Consider the following 1,182-nt stretch of genomic DNA (forward strand, 5'->3'; position numbering starts at 1 on the left):
ATAAAAGTTATTTTCACATTCATAATCAAAGAAACACTATAAATAAAATATTATCTAATAATTTTATTGCCAATGGCAAAAAAGCTTGGAAGCTATTGATCATAGCAAAGGCACTTACCAATATATCGATAGTAATACCTTTGGAATAGAGAATACTCAATACTCAACGCCTTCTCGTTCATGGCTTCGCTAATTTCTTTATGATTCAAAATATCTTTATTAAATTTCATCGTACTAACCGTTTCAATAATACAAACTGTAACTCTGGCAACATCTAAACCTAGACCTTATAAACATATATGTATTATTTTTATTTGTTACATTATTTAACTTTTTTGTTATTATTATGGTGTTGGTTACGGAGGATAAATGAAATACAGCGAGTTCAAGAGATGGTTGTTGCAACAGGGTACTGAATTCAAAAAAGCACCAGGGGCGGTAGTCATCAAAAAATTAATTTGAACGGTCAGCGTTCTGTTTTCCCCGATCATGGTTCCAAAGAAATGCCGGAACCTCTTCGCAAAAAGATAATGAAAGACCTAGGGCTTTAAGCTCCAACCTTCAGAAAATTAATATAAAAGGATGTAATTGTTTTAATACCCAGACAATATAAGGAATTAATTATGTTTCAATACCCAGTTAAATTAGAGCTTGACGAGCAGACTGACGTCTACGTCGTATCATGCCGCGATTTGCCCCTGATGAACTCAGTAGGTGATTCTGTTGATGAGGCAATTCTGGAAGCTGTTGAGGGCGTAGTGACAGCTATAGCCATAGAGATTGACGAACGACGCCCTATTCCTCTCGGTAGCGTACCAAAAGAGGGGGAGTATATAGTAAACGTACCTGTCCTAGTCGCCATGAAAGCGGCATTGCACAATGCCATGATTGAAACAGGCACTCGCAAATCTGATTTGGCACGTAAAATGGGGCAGAAGCCGACACAAATTGATCGGTTACTTGACGTCTAGCATTCATCAAAAGTAGAAACTGTCGAACTGGCCTTACATCAGCTGAATCGCAACGTGGGCGTTTCTGTAATGACCGTAACGACATTATAAATAAATTAGGCTATTGTTCCAAACCGATTACTGACAGGCACCATCGGCGCCTGTCAAATAATTATCTTCGTTAGATTCGACTAATAATTTCATCATTTAAATTTTACATTACTCTATTCCG

2 protein-coding genes are annotated in these 1,182 nt (G+C 37.2%); both read left to right on the top strand.

Annotated features, from left to right (window positions below):
• Positions 1-458 precede the first annotated feature (458 nt).
• Positions 459-551 (top strand): type II toxin-antitoxin system HicA family toxin, encoded by a 93-nt coding sequence (locus tag PSI22_RS21605; RefSeq protein ID WP_370689055.1) that lies wholly within the window; start codon positions 459-461, stop codon positions 549-551.
• Positions 552-623: 72 nt separating this feature from the next.
• On the top strand, positions 624-971 hold the full coding sequence (locus PSI22_RS21175) for a type II toxin-antitoxin system HicB family antitoxin (protein WP_273581448.1): 348 nt from the start codon (positions 624-626) through the stop codon (positions 969-971).
• Positions 972-1,182 lie beyond the last annotated feature (211 nt).

Origin of the sequence: Xenorhabdus aichiensis (assembly GCF_028598775.1) — a bacterium.
Taxonomy (GTDB): domain Bacteria; phylum Pseudomonadota; class Gammaproteobacteria; order Enterobacterales; family Enterobacteriaceae; genus Xenorhabdus; species Xenorhabdus bovienii.

Excerpts from the sequence above, each read along its gene's own strand:
- PSI22_RS21175 (WP_273581448.1), top strand. The coding sequence starts at position 624 with ATGTTTCAATACCCAGTTAAATTAGAGCTTGACGAGCAGACTGACGTC.